The sequence below is a fragment of the Helicobacter sp. 23-1044 genome (assembly GCF_053654695.1).
Genome location: NZ_JBSIUQ010000030.1, coordinates 1 through 1,160 on the forward strand (window position 1 = coordinate 1; position 1,160 = coordinate 1,160).

At 37.5% G+C, this 1,160-nt stretch carries 3 protein-coding genes; 2 read left to right on the forward strand and 1 reads right to left on the reverse strand.

The genetic code is table 11. The annotated features are described in order from the left end of the window. The first annotated feature begins 94 nt into the window (after positions 1 to 94). Together ACWIUD_RS12045 and ACWIUD_RS12050 are read left to right on the forward strand one after the other, a co-directional pair. Positions 95 to 541 carry a hypothetical protein gene (locus ACWIUD_RS12045; RefSeq protein WP_454149403.1) on the forward strand — a complete coding sequence of 149 codons (447 nt, stop codon included), beginning with the start codon at positions 95 to 97 and terminating at the stop codon, positions 539 to 541. Positions 542 to 544: 3 nt separating this feature from the next. After that, entirely contained in the window at positions 545 to 685 is a 141-nt protein-coding gene (locus ACWIUD_RS12050) for a hypothetical protein (RefSeq protein WP_454149405.1), read from the forward strand. 10 nt (positions 686 to 695) lie between these two features. Here the strand turns inward: ACWIUD_RS12050 and ACWIUD_RS12055 are convergent, their stop codons facing one another. Continuing rightward, positions 696 to 977 (reverse strand): hypothetical protein, encoded by a 282-nt coding sequence (locus ACWIUD_RS12055; RefSeq protein ID WP_454149407.1) that lies wholly within the window; start codon positions 975 to 977, stop codon positions 696 to 698. Positions 978 to 1,160: the final 183 nt, after the last annotated feature.

The following is a 1,160-nucleotide window of genomic DNA, read 5'->3' on the forward strand; positions in this document are numbered from 1 at the left end:
AATTTAAGCAAACTTTAATCTTTCTTTAAGAAAACTTTAAGGGGGGGGGCAGATACAATTTTCTCTTAAAAAATTTATTTCAAAAGGAGAAAAAATGAGCAAATTAAGATTGCTTGTAGGTGTAGGCATTTGCGGTGCGATGTTTGGCGGATGTGGCTTCTTTACTGAATGGGGCGACGAAGTCAAGGATATATGGACAAAGCCAAGAACGGCTAGTGGCGATATAGACTGCGTGCCAAGCGATTTGAGGGAGAGGATTGCAAAGTATCAAGAGCAGTATAAAAATGACGATGATATGTATCCAAAGGTTGCAAATATGCACAATACTTTGATGTTTCAGCAGCAGAAAAACTATAATACATACAGCCATAAATGCTCCAAATATATGGAACGAGCTTATAATGAAATCATCAAAGAAAATGGTGCTCCAAAAAGCTATGATGAGGAAGTAAAGTTTTTAGACAAAGTAAAAAGTAGATTTACTAGATTGTTTAAACTAGACAATCCAAATAAATTGTATGAAGCGGAATTTGAAGATTGATTTTTGCAATTTATGCTAAATAATTTGCGTGAATTTTGCCTTTTAGATTCTGCGAATCGCACTTCATTTTGTCATTTTGAGCAAAGCGAAAAATCTCATTTTAGATTCTGCGATTTTGTGTTAGATTCTGCGTTTTTAGTTTGAATCGCAGAATCTATGTTTTTCTCGTCATTGCGAGGCAAATCTTGATTTGCCGAAGCAATCCACACATTTCGTCATTGCGAGAAAATCCGCAAGGATTTTCGTGGCAATCTATTCTTTTATTTTTATTTTGGATTTGCAAGTGTGGGTCGGTGCTTCGCACAGACGCTTCGTTGTTTTCGCTTCGCTCAAACTGCCTCGCAATGACGGATAATTTTAGAAATTGTTCGCTTCGCTCAAAATGACAAGTGAAACACAAAAACAATCGAAGTATTGGTTGTTTCGCTTCGCTCACAAATTCTGCGAATTGCGGTGTTGCTTTCGTGGTTTTTGCTAAATTTGGGGCGTGAGACTAGACTAGCGGTCTGCGAACGCCCGAAAACGAAGTTTCTTTAGTAAATTTAGCAAATCTGCGGAATGAATACCCAAAGACGAATTGCGCCACAAAAAAGACTTACCACCAAATTCGCCATTCAAA

Coding starts and splice junctions, on each gene's coding strand:
- ACWIUD_RS12045 (WP_454149403.1), top strand. CDS start 95: ATGAGCAAATTAAGATTGCTTGTAGGTGTAGGCATTTGCGGTGCGATG.